Raw genomic sequence first — 19,113 nt, 5'->3', positions numbered from 1 at the left:
CCTCCTATTTCCAACCACGTATATATTGAGTAGGAGCATCAATTACAACGCCTAATTCATCTGCAGCTTCTTTTGCCCAATAAGGATTTCTCAGTAGGGCACGCGCAATAATAATTAAATCTGCCCGTCCGTTTTGCAAAATCTCTTCTGCTTGAATACCAGTTGTTATCTGTCCTACAGCACCAGTTGCAATGGATACTTCTTTTCTAATTGCTTCACACCGTGGAACCTGGTAACCCGGATATGTAGAAATTTTTGCTGGTACAACCCCGCCCGAACTACAATCAATTAAATCGACACCCTGTTTTTTCATTTCTTCTGTAAAATAGAAAAAGTCATCAAGTGTATTTCCTTCTTGATTATATTCATCTGTTGATATTCGTACAAAAACAGGACCATCCCATTCTGTTTTTACGGCCTCAATAATTTCAGATAGAAACCGGTATCTATTTTCACGGGAACCGCCATATGAATCAGTACGTTTATTTGTTAATGGTGATAAAAATTGATTGATTAAATAACCGTGTGCGCCATGCAATTCGAGTAAATCAAAACCTGCTTCTTTTGATCTTCTGGCACCTTCAGTAAAAGCCTTAATAGTGGCTTTAATATCCTCTGTCGACATTTCCTTAGGTACTTTAAAGTCCTCGTTAAATGATAGGGCGGATGGTGCAGAAATGGTTGTTTCCAATTGAGCTTTTCTCCCGGCATGAGCCAGTTGGATTCCTGTTTTTGTACCGCTTGCATGCAGCTGCACGTTTAATTGCTTCAAACCTTCCACATGTTCGTCTTCCCATATTCCTAAATCCTGCGGGGAAATGCGACCTTCAGGCTGTACAGCTGTTGCTTCTGTAATCACTAACCCTACCTGACCTACAGCGCGCGATACATAATGTGTCATATGAAACGGAGTTATTTTACCATCCTCCTCAAAGCATGAGTACATGCACATTGGTGACATAACAATTCTGTTTTTAAGTGTTATCCCTTGAAACGTAGTGGTTGAAAATAATTTACTCATATGAAAATCCTCCTGGTTATTCCTGAATCTTTATTTGGTGGGCTTTACCCGGGACATCTGTAAAAATTCCATTACAGTTTAGATTTATACACCGTTTTATTTGTGTGGTTTTATTAACTGTATATACGCGGATTGCCATCTCTTCTTTACGGCAATGATCAACTAACTTGCGACTTAGTAATCTATATTTAATATGAATGGCTTTTGCGCCCAGTGATTGTGCATATTCTACTAAGTCGTTTCTCCGCTTTGAGGTTAAGAAGGCTGCGTCTATTTGCTTATCTAACTTGCTCATCCGTTTAATGCTTTTTGGATTAAACGTGGACAATGTGGTACGATTTAATAATTCAAATTCTTTTAAAAGTTTATATACAATTTTTTCTAGGTTCTTATAGTCTATCTTATTATTTTTTAGTTCAATATTTAAATATAAAGGCTTATCCTTTGCCCAAATAAGGAATTCTTTTAATGACAAGAGTCTAGTATTTGCATAGAATGGAGAAAACCAGGAACCAGCATCCAATTGTTTTAATTCATTTAACGTATAATCTTTTACGAAGCCATATCCATTTGTAGTTCGCTTTAATCCTTCATCATGAATAAGCACTGGTATCTGGTCTTTTGTCAATTGTACATCTGTTTCAATGCCATCCGCACCTAAATCATAGGCGAGTTCAAACGCAGGTAATGTATTTTCGGGTGCTCGTTTACTTGCACCCCGATGCGCAATTATTTTTGTAAGCAATTTACTTCACCTCATTTATGATTTTGTTTTATTCTTATTGAAAAGTCAATTTATATAGGAGGTTTGCTATATGAAAAGCTGGCAAACGAAAGAAGAATTAACTGACTTACTATGTACACTTGTAAACCATCAAAGTATAACAGGAAGTACAGCAGAAATCGCACTTCCAGAATATATACACCATCTGTTGGCCCAAAAAGAATATTTTCAAAAGCATGACCATCATTTAAAACTGCACCCATTGGACGATGGCAGGAGACTTTTGACAGCTTTAGTAAAGCAGGGTAACAAGAAAGAAACGGTAATTTTATTAAGTCATTTCGACGTTGTTGGAGTCGATGATTACGGTTCGCTGCAAAACTTAGCTTTTCATCCACGTGAATTGACGCGTGAAATGGAAAAAATTAAAGAACAGCTACCAGATGACGTTCAAAAGGATATAGAAAATGGTGAGTGGCTATTCGGTCGAGGATCAATGGATATGAAAGCAGGACTTTCCTTGCATTTGTCGTTAGTGGAACAAGCAATTGATGATGAATTTGATGGAAATGTTTTACTTGTTACGGTTCCTGATGAGGAGGTAAACTCACAGGGTATGTTGACAGCCCTGCCGGTTTTAAACCAGCTTAAAGAAGAAGAAGACCTCATCTACCAAGCTTGCTTAAATGGCGAGCCTAGCTTTAGTAAATATCCGGGGGATCCATCGAACTATGTTTATGCAGGGTCGATTGGAAAAGTGCTGCCTGGTTTTTATTGCTATGGTAAAGAGTCACATGTTGGTGAACCTTTCGCAGGAGTCAACCCCAATTTAATGGTCAGCTTTTTAGCTCAACAGCTTGAGCTAAATGAGGCGTTTATTGAGAAGATAGGAGATGAGGTCACACCACCTCCTGTCAGTTTAATGCAACGTGATCTTAAGCAAGAGTATTCCGTACAAACACCGAACGCTGCTATTTCAATGTATAATGTGCTTTACTTAAAACAAACCTTTGATGAACTAAATGAAAAGTTGTTAACCAGTACCAAAAAAGCTGCGCGGGAAATTGAACTATATGTGAACGAAAAGGCAAATAATTACGCAACAATTGCCACCGATTTTACAATGCCTGCTGTTAATGTTTCTGTAATGATGTATGAAGAACTTTATACGGAGGCAGTAAAGCGTCATGGAGAGGACGAAGTGGTGAGACGCCAGCATTTACTGGTAAGTCAACGCGAACAAGGGGACCGAGACTTTTCAACATTACTTGTACAGGATTTAGCATCTATGTGTAAGGATCTGGCTCCATTAATTGTTTTATTCTATAGCCCACCATTTTATCCAGCAGTTTCATCTTATGAAGACCCTTACGTTAAGGACGTAGTGGAGCATGTAAAGTCTTACGCATTGTCCGAACATAACGAAGAGTTAACAATAGCTGAATTTTTCACGGGTTTATCCGACTTGAGTTTTGTTGGACCTGTTGCTTCAAAAAGTAAGCTTAGTCAATTAACAGTGAATATGCCACTACAAAATAATGGATTCACTTTCCCTGAGGATATTATGGAAGAATTAACGATGCCCGTTTTAAACATAGGCCCATTTGGTAAGGCCCCACACCAGTGGACAGAACGTCTTGAACTAGGGTATAGCTTTGAACGCCTGCCACATATTCTTACGGAAGCAATCCATCGTTTGTTAATCCCGAAAGGTTAATATATGTACATTCAGTTGAATTAGCGCTAAAATAGAATAAAACTGAATGATCATTCATTATGGGGGATTTAACAAATGCAGCTTGTTCATGACACAATTACAAAACTAACCATACCAACGCCATTTGCGGTAGGAGATACACATGTTTATTTATTAAAAGGTGATCGGCTATCTTTAGTAGATGCAGGTGTGAAGACTAAGGAAGCATGGGATGTTTTAAAAGACCAATTGAAAGAATTAGGCTACTACCCAAGAGATATTGAGCAGATTATCTTAACACATCATCATCCAGATCATACTGGTTTAGTCGAGGAATTTCCAAGAGTGGATATTTTAGCTGGTCACAAAAATAATGATTTATGGTTAACTCGAAACCAGGAATTTTTCAAACGTTATGAGCAATTCTACCGTGATTTTTTTAAAGCTTCTGGAGTACCAGAAGCTTTAAGTGGTTTTTTAAATAAATTAGAAGAACCGTTACACTTTGCAGGGAAAGGTAAGCTAACGACATACTTAGAAGAAAATGATCGACTACCTGGACACTCAGACTGGCAGGTAATTGATACGAAAGGTCATGCCCAAAGCCATCTGTCGTTTTTCAGAGAAGCAGATGGTTCGCTTATTGGGGGAGACCATATATTAGAGCATATTTCACCAAATCCTATTATCGAACCACCACATGATGGGGAGGAAGAGCGTGCCATGCCTCTCGTTCAGTACCGTGAAAATTTGATGAAGTGCCTTTCACTCGGAGTTTCCACCGTGTACCCAGGTCATGGGATAAATGTTACGAATATAGATGAATTACTTCCGGCCCAGTTAAAGAAACAGGAACAACGAGCAGCAAAAGTTTTCCAAATGCTTCTGCAAGAAAAGCAAACACCATTTCAACTTTGTCAAAAGCTTTTCCCTAAACAAATCGAGAAACAATTAGATTTAACAATGTCTGAAACAACTGGTCAGCTTGATTTCCTTGAAAATCAAGAGAAAATAAGTAAAACAATCATTGATGGTATCTATTATTATGAGGTTAACTAGGTGATAGCAGATGGGTAATCAACTAAAATCTAAAAAAGTTATTGTAACAGGAGCTTCAAGTGGAATCGGAGAGAAGCTTGCTTGGCATATCGCGGAACAGGGCGGGATACCAATTATGCTTGCAAGATCTATTGATAAACTTGAAGTAATTCAACGTCAAATTAAGGACACATTTGGTATAGCTGCAGCTTGTTACAAGGTTGACCTACTTGACGAAGCGGATCGAGTGGCCGTATTTGAACACCTTTTACGGGAGCATGCTCCTGTTCATGGACTAGTGAACAACGCAGGTGCTGGATTATTTGTAAATGTTGAGGATATGCAATGGGGTGATACCAGAAAGATGTTTGAACTAAATGTCTTTGCCCTTATTCAAGGCACGCAACAGGTACTGACACACCTTCTTGCAAATGGAGAAGGTCATATTGTTAATATTGCATCGCAGGCTGGTAAGATGGCAACACCAAAATCATCTATTTATGCTTCTACTAAACACGCAGTACTGGGTTTTACAAATGCGCTGCGAATGGAAGTTGCTAGCAGAAATATTATGGTTACTGCTGTTAACCTTGGACCAGTCCAAACCAATTTTTTTGCGGATGCTGATCCTTCTGGAAGTTATCAGAAAAAAATAGCTTCCTATATGCTTGATCCTGATCAAGTAGCCAAAAAGATTGTAAGCAATTTATTTAAAAAGAAACGAGAGATTAATATGCCCCGTTGGATGGAAGCAGGAAGCAAACTTCACGCATTATTTCCTTCAGCGCTGGAATCCGTGTTAAAGAATCAATTTAATAAAAAGTAGAGGTAAATTGAAACTAAGTAATTCACTTTTGATGGAGCAAATCAAAAATAACAAGTTAAATCGCATTGTAATTGGTATGCGATAACAGGTTCTATGAGAGCCTTTTGGTGAAACTCCCACTGGCTACTCGATTTGAGATTGAACAGGGACATCATCCTGAACCAATTTATTGCTTAAAGTATAATGATTTTTACTCTAATGCAGTTTGGGATCTACTAACGGGTTAAATGCTTCTTGCACTAACTCCACTGGTTACTGGTATACGATATAGTTCTGTCCCCTCATGATAAGAGCCGTATGAACCGAGAGGTTTCACGTACAGTTTGTATGTAATAACTAATACCAAAAAAGCAACTTTTCTATTAATACTAGAAGGTTGCTTCTTGTAATTAATTTACGGTAAACTTGTCTGATCATGTACTTGTAATAAAGGCATTTTTTATTCCCAAGCCTTTAATTTTATCAACATCCTGAAGAGCGTACTTTTTCTCTGAATATGGTCCAGCCTCTACACAATAAATTTCTCCACTATCAATTGTATAGGTCTCAATGTGGGCATTTATTTCATTCCGTGTAATTAAATTATACCGCTGTAGGGCACTGTTCTTCTTATTAGTTGTGTCAACAACTATTTTATACTTACTCATAATAAAACTCCCTTATTTGTTTTATAAGTAGTATACTCGGCTGCTTAAGAAAATGAATGGTCGTTGAACATGATTTTTGGTAAATTGATTAAAGAATCTATTGAAATCATGGTAGGAGGTAGTGTAGTAGTCCATCGCTGTGTACTATTCATAAAACTATATGTAGTAATCATAGTATAGGGGCAATAAAAAAAACACGTTATAAATGTTTAATCACATTTATAACGTGTTTTTTTATTACACTATATATGGCCCAAAGAATGTTGTCAGCAACAAAATGTGTAAACCCATAAAGTATACAAGTCTTACTGAACTGTCCCATCCATTGTATCTTTTTGTCAGTTGCGTAATGGCGAAAGCTACAATAGCAAATAATATCATGTAAAAAAAGGAACTCCAATTAAAAGTTAAATATTGGGGTGCATTTATATAGATATTGTTGACGAAAAAACTTTTTCTGAAGGCTAGTGCAGCAATAGCATATATCCCAATTCCACTATAAAATGTCCAAACTGGATTATGATTCATTACTTTTCCTTTAAAGATATACATAAAAGCAATGAAAGCAACTGGCCATATAAACCATAGAGCTGAAATCGCAAAAGCAAAAACAGATGAAGATATCATGCCAAGTGTTTTACCAAGTGCTCGGACCCAATCATCTGAGTTGAACGCAGTCAGTTCACTTATTGCCGCAATGTCACGGGATGAAATGTTTATCCTACTGCCATCCGAGTCCATGTCCAACCACGCGATTGATTCATTATTAACCCACTGCGGTTTCATTGACATTGCAGGCGTGTTACTTCGTCGTTTGGTTATGGTTTGGCCGTTTTCTTTTATTTCGGTTTTATATATATTAAAAGCTTTACCATCATTGTATTGTGTTTCGGTTTCTCCATTCGCCTGAAATAACAAAGTTGGGCGTTCATTATTATACTTTAGGGAGACGCTTGAAACCTCTGTTAATTCACCATTTCCAGCGGGATCATCAAATGTTAATTCATGTAATGTTGGTGAACTTTTCCCTGTAAGTGATGTCTGCATAAAATAGTTGAAGTATTCAGGTGGTCCTTGAGGAGACTGAAGTGCCTCCTGTAGCAATATAGCTAATTTCTGGTTGTTAATAGTAAACGAAATCCCCTTTACAACTTTACTCGGATTTATTTTTATTGCCGTTTGATATAGACTATTGAGATTTCCATTTGTTAGTTGTTTTAGTTGGATAATAATTTTTCCGGAATTTACTGCAGACGTTAATATATATGACCCATTTTCATTTTGTTGAAAGGCGATGTTTTGCTTATCCAAGTTAACATCCATAACCTTTGTTGATTCTTTATTTTCAGGGTTCAATTGGTAGAGCGTTTGTCCTTTTATATAAAAAATAGTGTTTTCTAAAGGATAGAATTCCTTAACATTAGATACAATTTCATTCTTATTCTGATCCTTTATATTTGTGTAATCAAAGTAGATAATATGGTCATCCTGGAGATAAACCTGAGACCACTTGTCTATAGGTATATCAAAGTTTTGTTCGTCTTTTACTGTGAATTCCTTGTTAATCGTTGTTGTAGCTAGTTTTTGATCATCTACTCTTGTTATGATGTAGTTTCCATCTTTTGTCTCTCTTATAGGAGGCAGCTTATTTATTTCGGTTTTTCCAATAGTTAAGGCTCTGCTCCAATTCGGTTCAGGTGGCTCGGTAACTTCAGAATAGTTGTGATAAAATAATAAAACCAACCCAAAAACAATAATTACTCCAGGCATAACCCAATAGAGCTGTTTAATTAAATTCTTATTCATTTTTGTCCCCCATGTTCCTAGCACTCATCGCACTCATCTTTGTTTATGTGTTTAAAGCAATAGTATCACATTTATGAAAAAAATAAACACAAAAAAGCGAATATTCATTCAGTGGGGTTTTTGTTAAAACAATATTTAGGCTTTATGACCACCTATTTTTTCACTTCTTCCGATGGTAATTCCCGCGTCAGTATAGCTTGTTGCTCGAAGTATGGCAGTAGCGCCATATTTATCACGTATAGAATCCATCACATAGCCAATATCCTTTTTCTTCGGTTTATTTTCATCAAATAAATCTAATTGCGTTTCCTCATCGTCATAGAGTTTATCTAACGTGACATATACATGGCGGACATCACTGACTCCATCATAAAATTCGTTGAATAGGTACATGCAAACGCTGTAAATTTCCATTGTAGTATTTGTTGGGAGCATGATTGATTTAGAACGGCTAAATCCTCCACCAGTGAGTTTTGAATAGGATATACCAAGATGAATGGTTTTCCCCGATTTTTTAGCGGTTCTGGCTCGGCGACAAACTTCTTCACAAAGGTCAAGAATACATGCAGCAACTTCGTCTTTGGAATAATCACGTAATAGAGAGATCCCATGGCCAAATCCTTTTTGCTCTGTTTTTGTGAAATCACCAAGAACAGGACTAAGGTCAATGCCCCAGGCGTGCCAGTACAGCTGTTCTCCCATAACGCCAAAACGCTTTTTTATTTGTTTCAATGGAAATTTTGCCAGCTGTCCTAGCGTCACTATTCCCATTCTGTTTAAATTGTTTTGCATTCTTCGACCTATTCCCCAAATATCCTGGACTGGAAACGGCCATAGTTTTTCTTTAACATCCTCGTACTTACACTCAGCTATTCCAGCTTTCTTTGCATGCAAATCCATAACGACTTTGGCAAGGAATTTATTGTCACCTATCCCGATTGAACAAGTTATTCCGATGTTTTCCAGGATATCCCGCTTAATAAGCCTGGCAATTTGCCATTTGCCACCGAACAACTTTTCAAGTCCGTTTACCGTAACCCAAACCTCGTCAACAGAATATTGGTGGATAGCTTCCTTTGGTACATATTGGTTTATCAATTTTGTGATTTCCATAGAAACGTTTAAGTAATCAGCCATATGGGCATTTACTATGTGAATGTCAGGATCATCTGGAAGTTCAAAAAAACGACTAACGTTGCTGACACCATGCTTCCTTTTTAATGTTGGAGAAGCTGCAAGAACAATACTTCCTGTTCTGTTTGTATCACCAACAACAGCTAATTGAACCGTCATTGGGTCAAATCCCAGTTTAACCGCTTCGACGCTTGCGTAAAATGAACGCATATCTATACAAAGTATATCATTTCGCGGATATGTGGAATAATCCATACTAGTTCCCTCACCTCAAGTTAATTAGAACATTTGTTCCTATTATATGTGGTGAGGGAATAATTATCAATGGAAATTAATTCTTGGAGAAAGTTAGAAAACTAGGCTTATCGTCAAAAAAACCAGAGCAAGTTATGCTCTGGTTCAGTTACTAACGATGTTTATCGTATTTAATTGGTTTTGTTATAGCTTGCAGTGAAGCATACAATTCACGAGTCATAGGTGCTGCTTCATGATGGGCGACATTGCTGTTTACTTGATCTGGTGAACTTGCTCCGAATACTGCGCTAACAACAGCAGGGTGATATAAATCATAGCGGAAGGCCGTACCACTTAGTAAGGATTTATCAGCAGTATTTGACAGTTCCTGATAGATCTCTAATAATTCTTGTCGTGAGTAGTCAAGAAATCCATTTTGAGCTTTTTCTTCAATTTGCTGTTTCCCTTTTTCACTCAGCATTCCTTTGGCTAATGGGCCACGCGCCAGAACACTAATGTCGTGCTCGTTTAACAAATTCAGAATCTCTTCTTCAGGACGACGATCTAGCATATTGTATTGCATCATTACTCCGTCAATAGAAGAGCGCTTTACATACTCGCGAATTACATTTGGTCTGATTGAAGAAATACCGTACGCACGAATGTGCCCCTCCTGTTTTAATTCGTCAAAGGCTGAAATTGTTTCGTCGATAGGATCATCAATCGTTCCACCGTGAAGCATGTAAAAATCAATGTAATCTGTTTGCAGTCGCCGTAGACTGTCTTTTAATCCGTTTTTAATATGCAGTTTTGACGGATCCCAATGCCAGTCTTTCTTAGCACTGTCAAAATAGTTACCAACCTTAGTTGTTAAAACAATATCTTGACGCCTATCTTTAATCGACTTTCCAACAATTTCTTCATTGAGACCAAAGTCATATAAATCAGCTGTATCAAGGTGATTGATTCCTGCATCTAAAGCTGCATCAATAATTTCATTTGCTTTAGTGGGGTTCGTTCCAATTGACATACAACCAAGCGTCAGATCTGTGAGATAAATATCTGATTTACCCAAGCGATTTGTTTTCATTTTCTTAGCCTCCATTTTAGTTCCAATACAAATAGTGTAGGAACTAGTGCATAAAAATACAACTATTTCAGGCCATAAACCAGCTATTAAATTATGTTAAAATGGGGAAAGTAATAAAATTGGAGGGATATTCATGCGGAAGTTTGAAGAAAAAACGATACATACAGAAAAAATATACAGGGGAAAAGTTGTAAATTTACAAGTTGATGATGTGACCCTGCCGAATGGTAAAACGTCTAAACGGGAAATTATTAAACATCCAGGGGCAGTGGCGATAATCCCAATTACAAAGGATAACAAGATTGTTTTTGTGGAACAGTACCGTAAACCATTAGAAAAGTCACTTGTTGAAATTCCAGCGGGTAAATTAGAACCAGGTGAGAAGCCGGAAATAACAGCAATTAGAGAATTAGAAGAGGAGACAGGCTATACAACAAGTGAATTAAAGTTTGTAGCTTCATTTTACACATCACCTGGTTTTGCCGACGAACTCATGTATATATACGAAAGTGATAAACTAGAAGTGTTAAAAGAAAAAGTAGATGGTGACGATGACGAATTTGTAGAATTGCTAGAGTTAACACTTGAAGAAGCAGAGCAGTACGTGATGGAAAAACGGATACATGATGCGAAAACTAATTATGCCATTCTATATCTGCGGTCAAAGGGAATGTGAAAGTCTTAACGGACATAGGAGATGATGTAAGTAATGCTACAGCCGTTCTTTGCTGATCTGCACATTCATATAGGTAGAGATATGTATGACAAACCAGTAAAAATTACAGGTGCCAAAAGTTTAACATTAACAAATATTTTGATAGAATCAAGTAGAAATAAAGGTATCGATCTGGTGGGAATAATAGATTGCCACGCCCCACATGTTCAACAGGAGTTAAAGCAGCTTATAGATTCGCAACAGGCCTATGAACTGAAGGATGGTGGGATTAAATTTGAGGATGTAACATTATTACTTGGTTCAGAAATAGAAGTTTACGATGAAAACTGTCAAGGTCCTGTACATGTCTTATGCTACATTTCTACATTAGCAAAAATGGAAGAATTTACGGAGTGGTTGTCGACTAAGATGACAAATATTAACTTAAGCTCGCAACGTTACTACGGGTCAGCTAAGGCACTCCAGTATAAAGTGAAGGAACTTGATGGTCTGTTCATTCCGGCTCACGTGTTCACGCCTTTTAAAAGTACCTACGGAAAGGGAGTAAAGCAATCATTAACAGAAATCTTTGACCCGGATTTAATCGATGCGGTCGAGTTGGGTCTCAGCTCAGATACGGATATGGCAGACCAAATAGCAGAGCTCCATGCATTTACATTTGTTACTAACTCAGACGCTCATTCCTTGGGGAAAATCGGACGTGAATATCAGAAAATCGAAATGGAAGAACCGTCGTTTAAGGAGTTTAACTGGGCATTGCATCGTGTGAAAAACAGAAGGATAAAGTGTAATTTCGGAATGAATCCATTACTGGGCAAATATTACACAACAGTGTGCAGTAAATGTTACGAACCATTAACAACCAATACCACAGTTTGTCCCGCTTGTGGATCAACTAAAATCGTAAAAGGTGTTTTCGATCGAATAAAAGAGCTTGCAAGTGCAAGGGAGCCGAAGCCTGAACGGCCACCATATATGTATCAAGTCCCACTCGAATATTTACCATCACTTGGCCCGAAAACATACAAAAAACTACTGGAAAATTTTAACACGGAAATGAATATTATTCACCATGTCCCGTTAAACAGTCTAACAGAAATCGTACCAGAAAAATTAGCAAATGCAATTGTAGATATGCGCAATGGGAAATTAATAATAACCGCTGGTGGTGGCGGGAAGTATGGGAGCATTAACCCCTCTTAGTAGGGGGATACTCAATCTGTTAAAATAGTAATATAAATAAATAATTTTCTTCGCAGTTGATATAAACTGCGACGTAACTGCTATGTTTATTTTCTGCCAACCTTGACTAAATTGGTGCTGGTCCAGCGCTGCTTAAAAAACACTCGCTTTCCATGGGGAACGCTTCAGCCTCCTCGGAGCAAAAACCGCTCACTGCGGGGTCTTCAGACTGTTCCTTTCCCATTGGAGTCTCGCATTTTTCCTCCGCTTAGATAGGTTTCTGTTCAAGAGAGAAGAATCCCGTAAAAACACAGAATTAATGAGAAGCTTTCTATCTTAGTGTAGGCAGAATACGAAGACTCCTGCTTAGAACAGCACGAGTCCGAAGACCCCGGAAGAAGCGCTCTTTGCTTCTGAGGAGACTGAGGCCGTGCCCGCGGAAAGCGAAGTATTCTGCCGGAACGGTCGTCGATAAAATTTTCACTACGTCGCAGTTTATAGAAATTGTGTCATAAACCTAATCTTTTCAAAAATAGCTTAAAAAATAGAAGAAATTAATAGATTGTGGTATTTTTGGTTGGAATTCCTCATAGTTTTAAAAGTATACGATAGTTTGTACTACTTAAGAAATTTTAGAGACTTAGGATTAGAAAACTTGGCTTCTCGCCAAGCATTATGGCAAAATCCCTAGTTATACTTAAGCAGAAAGAAAGGTTTATATTTCTTTACTGCTAAAAAATCAGGACATGCGCATATAAGATCCAAGTTTCTCTAAGAGTGGGGGACTCCAATGTTTCAAAATAAATTATTTATCGCAGATCACGTGAAAAAATACGCAACTATTTATTTATTTATGTTAGTTCTATTTCTAACAGGGGTCATTTTTGGTGCAGTTATTGTAAACAGCATGAGTTTTATACAGAAACAGGACCTATTCTTTTACCTTGAACGTTTTTTTGAACAAATTGCTGGAAGTCAAGAGTTTGATAATGAAGAGATACTTAAAGATAGTTTTTACTATCACGCTAAATACTTAGTTCTGTTATTTATTCTTGGACTGTCAGTTGTTGGCTTGCCTATTATTTGGATATTACTGTTTTTGAAAGGGTTAGTCGTCGGTTTTTCTGTCGGATTTATTGTTAATCGGCTAAGTCTAGAAGGTTTGCTTCTTGCCTCATTGTCGATAGCTCCACAAAATCTAGTGATTATACCAATTTACCTGATAGCAGGTAGTTTATCGATGATATTTTCTTTAACTTTGCTGAATAAACTTTTTTCAAGACGGTTGTCCAAGCCGTTAGTAAAGCCACTCAGCCAATATGTGATTGTTTTTGTGCTATTGCTAGCTGGAGCACTACTTGCCGCTTTAATAGAAGCATATGCTTCAAATGAAGCAATGGAAGCATTAATCAGAACGTTTTACACGAAATAGTAATTACTATATAATAATAGTTATCATTAGTAGTTTATAATAATTATACTTTGACACTCGTTTCAACTGTGCATATAATATAAGTGGGAATAGTGAGGAGGAGACTTGCCATGGAACACCGAATTGATCGAATTAAAAAGCTACTCCATGCACAAAGCTACAAGCTGACTCCACAACGTGAGGCAACAGTTAGAGTATTGTTGGAACGAGAAGAAGATCATCTAAGTGCAGAAGAGATTTATTTGCTAGTTAAAGATAAAGCTCCAGAAATTGGCCTTGCAACTGTATATCGTACATTAGAATTATTATCGGAACTGAAAATTGTTGACAAAATTAATTTTGGTGATGGTGTTTCAAGGTATGATCTTCGCAAAGAAGGTGCAGAACACTTTCATCACCATTTAGTTTGCATTGAATGCGGATCAGTCGAAGAGATAGTAGATGATTTATTGGAAGACGTAGAGAAAATTGTGGAAAATGATTGGGGCTTTCAAGTAAAGGACCACCGCCTAACGTTTCATGGTGTTTGTAAACAGTGTCAAAAAGTAACTGTTAAATCAACTTAGCAGCAGTATTTAGTTAAGGTGCCTTTTTTCTGTAGAAAAAGGGCTTTTTTGCACTGTCAGAATCGAAAGCAACTGCTCAAGCTGACTTTCACAATTTTAAAAAAAGCGCAGTGTATTTCCGTAGTGATATATAATGTCACAGCTTTGCCAAATTTAAAGTCTACGCGTTTATAGTAGTGTTTTACAAAAGTTAGAAAATGAGTTATTTTTAGGATGGGAATATTTTGACTCTAGTTTTATAGTTTTATGTATATTGTTCCTGTTTTTTGGCATATCTTTTAATAGTGGAGCTTCAATAAAGGAGATATGCTAGATGAAGAGGATGTTATGGGACACGCTAAAAGTTTTTGTGATTTTTACAGCATGTACATTTCTATTTTATTTTGGATTACGAATGATGCATGCAGAATACAATGAGTACCATCGTTACGATACCCCTGAAGGACCTGCTGTAAAGGTATTTGATTCGAATGAAGATTTTATGGATCGATTTAATCTATTTTTTCGACTAGGAGAATAAGATGTATGCTTAATCATGCGGTTGATGATTTTTTTCATTATTTACAAATTGAGCGCGGGCTTTCTGATAATACAATTAGTTCGTATCGTCGTGACTTAAAACGGTATACGCACTATTTGGAAAGCGAACTTCATAAAACGGATTGGAATTCGATTACCCGTAGTGATTTACTAGGGTTTTTATATGTGTTAAAAGATGAACATAAATCATCAGCTACAATAGCACGATCTCTCTCAACATTTCGCTCGTTTCATCAATTTTTGGTTCGCGAGCAAATCGTTATTGAGGATTCAAGCATACATATTGAAACACCAAAAAAAGACCGAAAACTGCCATCAATACTGTCATCTAATGACGTGGAAAATCTGCTTACCATTAATGGGCGAAAACCGCTCGAAATTAGAAACAAGGCCATGCTTGAATTATTGTATGCTACAGGGTTACGTGTGACAGAACTAATTACATTAAAGGTAAGTGACCTTCACTTAACAATGGGGTTCGTTCAATGCTTAGGGAAGGGCTCTAAAGAACGGATTGTACCGCTGGGAGATGTGGCAAAAGATGCGATTGAGGATTACTTGCAGAATTCCCGTAATATAGTTCTCAGGAAGAAAAAGGAGGATATTCTTTTTCTTAATCAGCATGGAAGACCATTGTCCAGACAAGGTTTTTGGAAAATAATTAAAGCTGTAGCAATGGATAGACAAATTCAAAAAAATATAACACCACATACTTTACGACATTCGTTCGCTACACATTTGCTGGAAAATGGAGCAGATTTAAGAGCTGTGCAGGAAATGCTAGGACACGCTGACATCTCAACTACGCAAATTTACACGCATGTATCTAAGTCAAGGCTTAAAGATGTTTATAATAATTTTCATCCTAGAGCCTAGTCTTTCATTTTTAGTTGTCTGACATCCTACAACCTAATGAATAACACATATAGACATATATTTATGGAAGTTTGGGAATATAACCACAGGAGGTAATAACATGAATAATTTTAAACGCGTTTTTCTAATAGTTATGGACTCAGTAGGTATTGGTGAGGCACCTGATGCTGAAAAATTTAATGATAAAGGCTCGGATACATTGGGACATATTGCAGAACACATGAATGGTCTTTATATGCCAAACATGGAGAAACTGGGACTTAGTAATATCCGTGAAATCAAAGGAATCCATAGCCAAGATCAACCACAGGCACATTACACCAAAATGCAGGAAGCTTCAAATGGAAAAGACACGATGACTGGCCATTGGGAAATTATGGGTTTACATATTGATCAACCATTTAGAACTTTTCCAGAAGGATTTCCTGCAGAATTAATTGAAGAATTAGAAACAAAGTCAGGAAGAAAGATTATTGGTAATAAACCCGCTTCAGGTACTGAAATATTAGATGAATTAGGGAAAGAGCATTTGGAATCAGGAGCACTAATTGTCTATACATCGGCAGATTCAGTTCTCCAGATAGCTGCTCATGAAGATATTGTGCCAATCGAAGAACAGTATCGTATTTGTGAAATAGCCCGGGAATTAACCCTTGATGAAAAATATATGGTTGGCCGTGTCATTGCACGTCCGTTTGTAGGAACTCCTGGTGCATTTCAACGCACATCCAACAGACATGACTATGCACTTAAACCATTCGGTCGCACAGTAATGAATGAATTAAAGGATACAAATCATGATGTAATAGCTCTAGGGAAAATATCAGACATATACGATGGAGAAGGTGTTACAGAAGAAATCCGGACTACTGATAATGAGGATGGAATGACGAAATTAGTTGAATCGATGGACAAAGATTTTCATGGTATCAGTTTTTTAAATCTAGTTGATTTTGATGCCAAATATGGTCACCGTCGTGATCCAGAGGGTTATGGAAAAGCTTTAGAGGCTTATGACGCAAGACTTCCAGAAGTATTAAATAAACTTGAAGATGATGATTTGTTATTAATCACTGCAGATCATGGTAATGATCCGGTTCATTCAGGTACAGATCATACACGTGAATTTGTACCATTATTAGCTTATCATAAAGGCATTAAAAAAGGATCAGCTATCAAGGAGAGAGAAACCTTTGCTGATATTGGTGCTACAATTGCTGAAAACTTTAACACAGTGATGCCAAAATACGGAATAAGTTTTTTGAAAGAAATTAAATAGGGGGAATTTTCCATGTACAAAAATGAAATACAAGAAGCATGCACATTTATTAAAGGTAAAATAAAATCAAAACCAACGTTAGGCTTGATTCTTGGGTCAGGTCTAGGAGTATTGGGTGATGAAATTGAACAACCAATTACAATCCCGTACAAAGACATTCCGCATTTCCCGGAATCGACGGTTACCGGTCACAAAGGACAGCTCGTAATTGGTTCACTTGAAGGTAAGCAAGTAATTGCAATGCAAGGACGGTTTCATTATTACGAAGGCTATAGTATGCAACAGGTTACATTCCCTGTCCGTGTTATGAAAGAGCTTGGAATTGAGTCAGTTATTGTAACGAATGCCGCAGGTGGAATTAATAAAGGATTTGAACCTGGAGATTTAATGGTAATAACAGATCATATCAACAATATGGGAGATAACCCGTTGCTTGGACCTAATGATGATCGTTTGGGAGTCCGATTCCCGGATATGTCGCAGGTGTACAATAGAGAACTTGTAAAGCATGCACAGTCTTGCGCAAATCAACTTGGTTTATCCATTCAAAAAGGCGTGTATGTGGGAAATACAGGTCCAATTTATGAGACGCCTGCTGAAATCAAGATGTTACGTACTCTTGGAGGGGATGCAGTTGGAATGTCGACAGTTCCTGAGGTTATTGTAGCAGGACATGCAGGGATAAAAGTGCTAGGAATCTCCTGTATTTCAAATATGGCTGCGGGGATTCTTGATCAGCCACTCACGCATGATGAAGTTATGGAAACAACTGAAAAAGTAAGAGAAAACTTCCTTCAATTTGTCAAAAAAATTATTCAAACATTATCCTAAAATCTTGTAAAGGTGTTTTTGCCATGAGAATGTATGATTTAATCGAGAAAAAGCGCGACGGTAAAAGTTTAACATTAGAAGAAATTGACTATTTCATTGACGGATACACAAAAGACGAAATACCTGATTACCAGGTTAGTGCATTGTTAATGGCGATTTATTTTCAGGATATGTCTGAGGATGAACGGGCAATGCTGACATCGTCAATGGTTAATTCAGGTGATACGATAGATCTTTCTAACATCGCAGGTATTAAGGTAGATAAACACTCTACTGGTGGAGTGGGAGACACAACTACTCTGGTTTTAGCACCACTTGTTGCCTCTCTTGGTGTTCCAGTTGCCAAGATGAGTGGAAGAGGTCTAGGTCATACTGGTGGAACTATCGATAAGTTGGAATCGGTCCCAGGTTTTCATGTAGAAATCTCCGGTTCGAAATTTATCGAGTTAGTAAATAAGAATAAGGTAGCTGTAGTTGGACAATCTGGGAATTTAACACCTGCGGATAAGAAACTATACGGTTTGCGTGATGTAACAGCTACGGTTAATTCCATCCCTCTAATAGCAAGCTCTATTATGAGTAAAAAGATAGCTTCAGGAGCAGACGCTATTGTTCTGGATGTTAAAACCGGTGCAGGAGCATTTATGAAAGAACTAGCTGATGCGAAGAACCTAGCTGAAGCTATGGTCGCAATCGGAAACAAAGTTGGACGGGATACGATGGCGGTAATATCTGATATGTCACAGCCATTAGGACGTGCAATTGGCAATGCATTAGAAGTTAAAGAAGCAATCGAAACACTTAAAGGTAAAGGACCGGAAGATTTAACCGAATTATGTCTTACACTTGGCAGTCAAATGGTCCTGTTAGCTAAAAAAGCAGAGACTATGGAAGAGGCACGGGCAATGCTAGAAGAAAATATCGCAAATGGTAAAGCATTTGAACACTTTAAAATTTTCCTGACCGCACAGGGTGGGGATGCAAGTGTAGCTGATGATCCAGAACTGTTACCGCAAGCTACTTATAAAGTAGAGCTCCCTGCTAAGTCTGCTGGTACCATATCTGCAATTAATGCTAATGATATAGGGACTTCAGCAATGATGCTAGGTGCAGGAAGAGCTACTAAAGAATCAAAGATCGATTTAGCAGTTGGTCTTGTTCTTCATAAGAAGATTGGTGATGACGTTAAAGAAGGTGAATCCCTTTTAACAATACACGCTAATGACTCAAATCTAGATTCTGTTAAAGAAAAATTGTATCAGAGCATTACAATAACAACTGACAATGTTGAGACACCTCCATTAATTTATGACGTAATTACAACAAAATAAACATTAGAAAACTTAGTATTCGCCAAGCCTTAATGGCGAGTGACTTAGTTGCACTTATGCAGTAAGAAAGAATTTATACTTTCTTATCTGCCTATGATAAAACACTCAAATTTCAGCGGTTCTGAAATTTGAGTGTTTTTTTGTTAATAGTTTGTACTTTAGTTTCAAAGTTAGTTATAAAAAG

Annotated in this window: 18 protein-coding genes; 12 read left to right on the top strand and 6 right to left on the bottom strand. The window is 37.4% G+C overall.

Annotated features, from left to right (window positions below):
- Positions 1-4: 4 nt before the first annotated feature.
- Positions 5-1,021: an NADPH dehydrogenase NamA gene (namA, locus tag ACOI1D_RS04025; RefSeq protein ID WP_422499409.1), complete on the bottom strand. Its 1,017-nt coding sequence runs from the start codon at positions 1,019-1,021 to the stop codon at positions 5-7.
- Between the two features lie 16 nt (positions 1,022-1,037).
- Complete coding sequence (locus ACOI1D_RS04020) at positions 1,038-1,766, bottom strand: glycerophosphodiester phosphodiesterase (RefSeq protein ID WP_422499407.1); 729 nt, start codon at positions 1,764-1,766, stop codon at positions 1,038-1,040.
- Positions 1,767-1,836: 70 nt separating this feature from the next.
- On the opposite strand from ACOI1D_RS04020, the gene ACOI1D_RS04015 reads away from it, so the two are divergent.
- The 3 genes from ACOI1D_RS04015 to ACOI1D_RS04005 all read left to right on the top strand — a co-directional run bounded on the left by ACOI1D_RS04015 (position 1,837) and on the right by ACOI1D_RS04005 (position 5,305).
- Positions 1,837-3,462, top strand: a complete 1,626-nt coding sequence (locus ACOI1D_RS04015) for a M20/M25/M40 family metallo-hydrolase (RefSeq protein ID WP_422499405.1) — start codon at positions 1,837-1,839, stop codon at positions 3,460-3,462.
- Positions 3,463-3,537: 75 nt separating this feature from the next.
- A complete protein-coding gene (locus ACOI1D_RS04010) occupies positions 3,538-4,500 on the top strand; it encodes an MBL fold metallo-hydrolase (RefSeq protein ID WP_422499403.1) in 963 nt (320 codons plus the stop codon).
- 10 nt (positions 4,501-4,510) lie between these two features.
- Positions 4,511-5,305: an SDR family NAD(P)-dependent oxidoreductase gene (locus ACOI1D_RS04005; protein WP_422499401.1), complete on the top strand. Its 795-nt coding sequence runs from the start codon at positions 4,511-4,513 to the stop codon at positions 5,303-5,305.
- A gap of 413 nt (positions 5,306-5,718) precedes the next feature.
- Here ACOI1D_RS04005 and ACOI1D_RS04000 read toward each other — a convergent pair whose 3' ends face one another.
- The 4 genes from ACOI1D_RS04000 to ACOI1D_RS03985 all read right to left on the bottom strand — a co-directional run bounded on the left by ACOI1D_RS04000 (position 5,719) and on the right by ACOI1D_RS03985 (position 10,216).
- The gene (locus ACOI1D_RS04000; RefSeq protein WP_422499399.1) at positions 5,719-5,952 is read right to left on the bottom strand and encodes an SPOR domain-containing protein; all 234 of its coding nucleotides are present in this window, start codon (positions 5,950-5,952) and stop codon (positions 5,719-5,721) included.
- Positions 5,953-6,189: 237 nt separating this feature from the next.
- Positions 6,190-7,758 carry a hypothetical protein gene (locus ACOI1D_RS03995; RefSeq protein WP_422499397.1) on the bottom strand — a complete coding sequence of 523 codons (1,569 nt, stop codon included), beginning with the start codon at positions 7,756-7,758 and terminating at the stop codon, positions 6,190-6,192.
- A gap of 135 nt (positions 7,759-7,893) precedes the next feature.
- Positions 7,894-9,147, bottom strand: a complete 1,254-nt coding sequence (locus ACOI1D_RS03990; RefSeq protein ID WP_422499395.1) for a DNA polymerase IV — start codon at positions 9,145-9,147, stop codon at positions 7,894-7,896.
- 151 nt (positions 9,148-9,298) lie between these two features.
- Positions 9,299-10,216: an aldo/keto reductase gene (locus ACOI1D_RS03985; RefSeq protein ID WP_422499393.1), complete on the bottom strand. Its 918-nt coding sequence runs from the start codon at positions 10,214-10,216 to the stop codon at positions 9,299-9,301.
- A gap of 133 nt (positions 10,217-10,349) precedes the next feature.
- On the opposite strand from ACOI1D_RS03985, the gene ACOI1D_RS03980 reads away from it, so the two are divergent.
- The 9 genes from ACOI1D_RS03980 to ACOI1D_RS03940 all read left to right on the top strand — a co-directional run bounded on the left by ACOI1D_RS03980 (position 10,350) and on the right by ACOI1D_RS03940 (position 18,929).
- Complete coding sequence (locus tag ACOI1D_RS03980; RefSeq protein ID WP_422499391.1) at positions 10,350-10,892, top strand: NUDIX hydrolase; 543 nt, start codon at positions 10,350-10,352, stop codon at positions 10,890-10,892.
- Positions 10,893-10,925: 33 nt separating this feature from the next.
- Positions 10,926-12,095: an endonuclease Q family protein gene (locus tag ACOI1D_RS03975; RefSeq protein ID WP_422499389.1), complete on the top strand. Its 1,170-nt coding sequence runs from the start codon at positions 10,926-10,928 to the stop codon at positions 12,093-12,095.
- Positions 12,096-12,864: 769 nt separating this feature from the next.
- Positions 12,865-13,506 (top strand): stage II sporulation protein M, encoded by a 642-nt coding sequence (spoIIM, locus tag ACOI1D_RS03970; protein ID WP_422499387.1) that lies wholly within the window; start codon positions 12,865-12,867, stop codon positions 13,504-13,506.
- A gap of 110 nt (positions 13,507-13,616) precedes the next feature.
- Positions 13,617-14,072 carry a Fur family transcriptional regulator gene (locus tag ACOI1D_RS03965; RefSeq protein WP_422499385.1) on the top strand — a complete coding sequence of 152 codons (456 nt, stop codon included), beginning with the start codon at positions 13,617-13,619 and terminating at the stop codon, positions 14,070-14,072.
- A gap of 313 nt (positions 14,073-14,385) precedes the next feature.
- Positions 14,386-14,592: a YqzK family protein gene (locus ACOI1D_RS03960; protein WP_422499383.1), complete on the top strand. Its 207-nt coding sequence runs from the start codon at positions 14,386-14,388 to the stop codon at positions 14,590-14,592.
- A 5-nt stretch (positions 14,593-14,597) separates the two neighbouring features.
- A complete protein-coding gene (gene xerD / locus ACOI1D_RS03955; RefSeq protein ID WP_422499381.1) occupies positions 14,598-15,488 on the top strand; it encodes a site-specific tyrosine recombinase XerD in 891 nt (296 codons plus the stop codon).
- Positions 15,489-15,588: 100 nt separating this feature from the next.
- Positions 15,589-16,767 (top strand): phosphopentomutase, encoded by a 1,179-nt coding sequence (gene deoB / locus ACOI1D_RS03950; RefSeq protein WP_422499380.1) that lies wholly within the window; start codon positions 15,589-15,591, stop codon positions 16,765-16,767.
- Positions 16,768-16,779: 12 nt separating this feature from the next.
- Positions 16,780-17,598, top strand: a complete 819-nt coding sequence (locus ACOI1D_RS03945; protein WP_422499378.1) for a purine-nucleoside phosphorylase — start codon at positions 16,780-16,782, stop codon at positions 17,596-17,598.
- Between the two features lie 23 nt (positions 17,599-17,621).
- A complete protein-coding gene (locus ACOI1D_RS03940; protein ID WP_422499376.1) occupies positions 17,622-18,929 on the top strand; it encodes a pyrimidine-nucleoside phosphorylase in 1,308 nt (435 codons plus the stop codon).
- Positions 18,930-19,113: the final 184 nt, after the last annotated feature.

Source organism: Virgibacillus sp. DJP39, assembly GCF_049310925.1.
Lineage (GTDB): Bacteria > Bacillota > Bacilli > Bacillales > Amphibacillaceae > Virgibacillus_F.
This window is presented reverse-complemented; position numbering and strand designations above follow the sequence as displayed.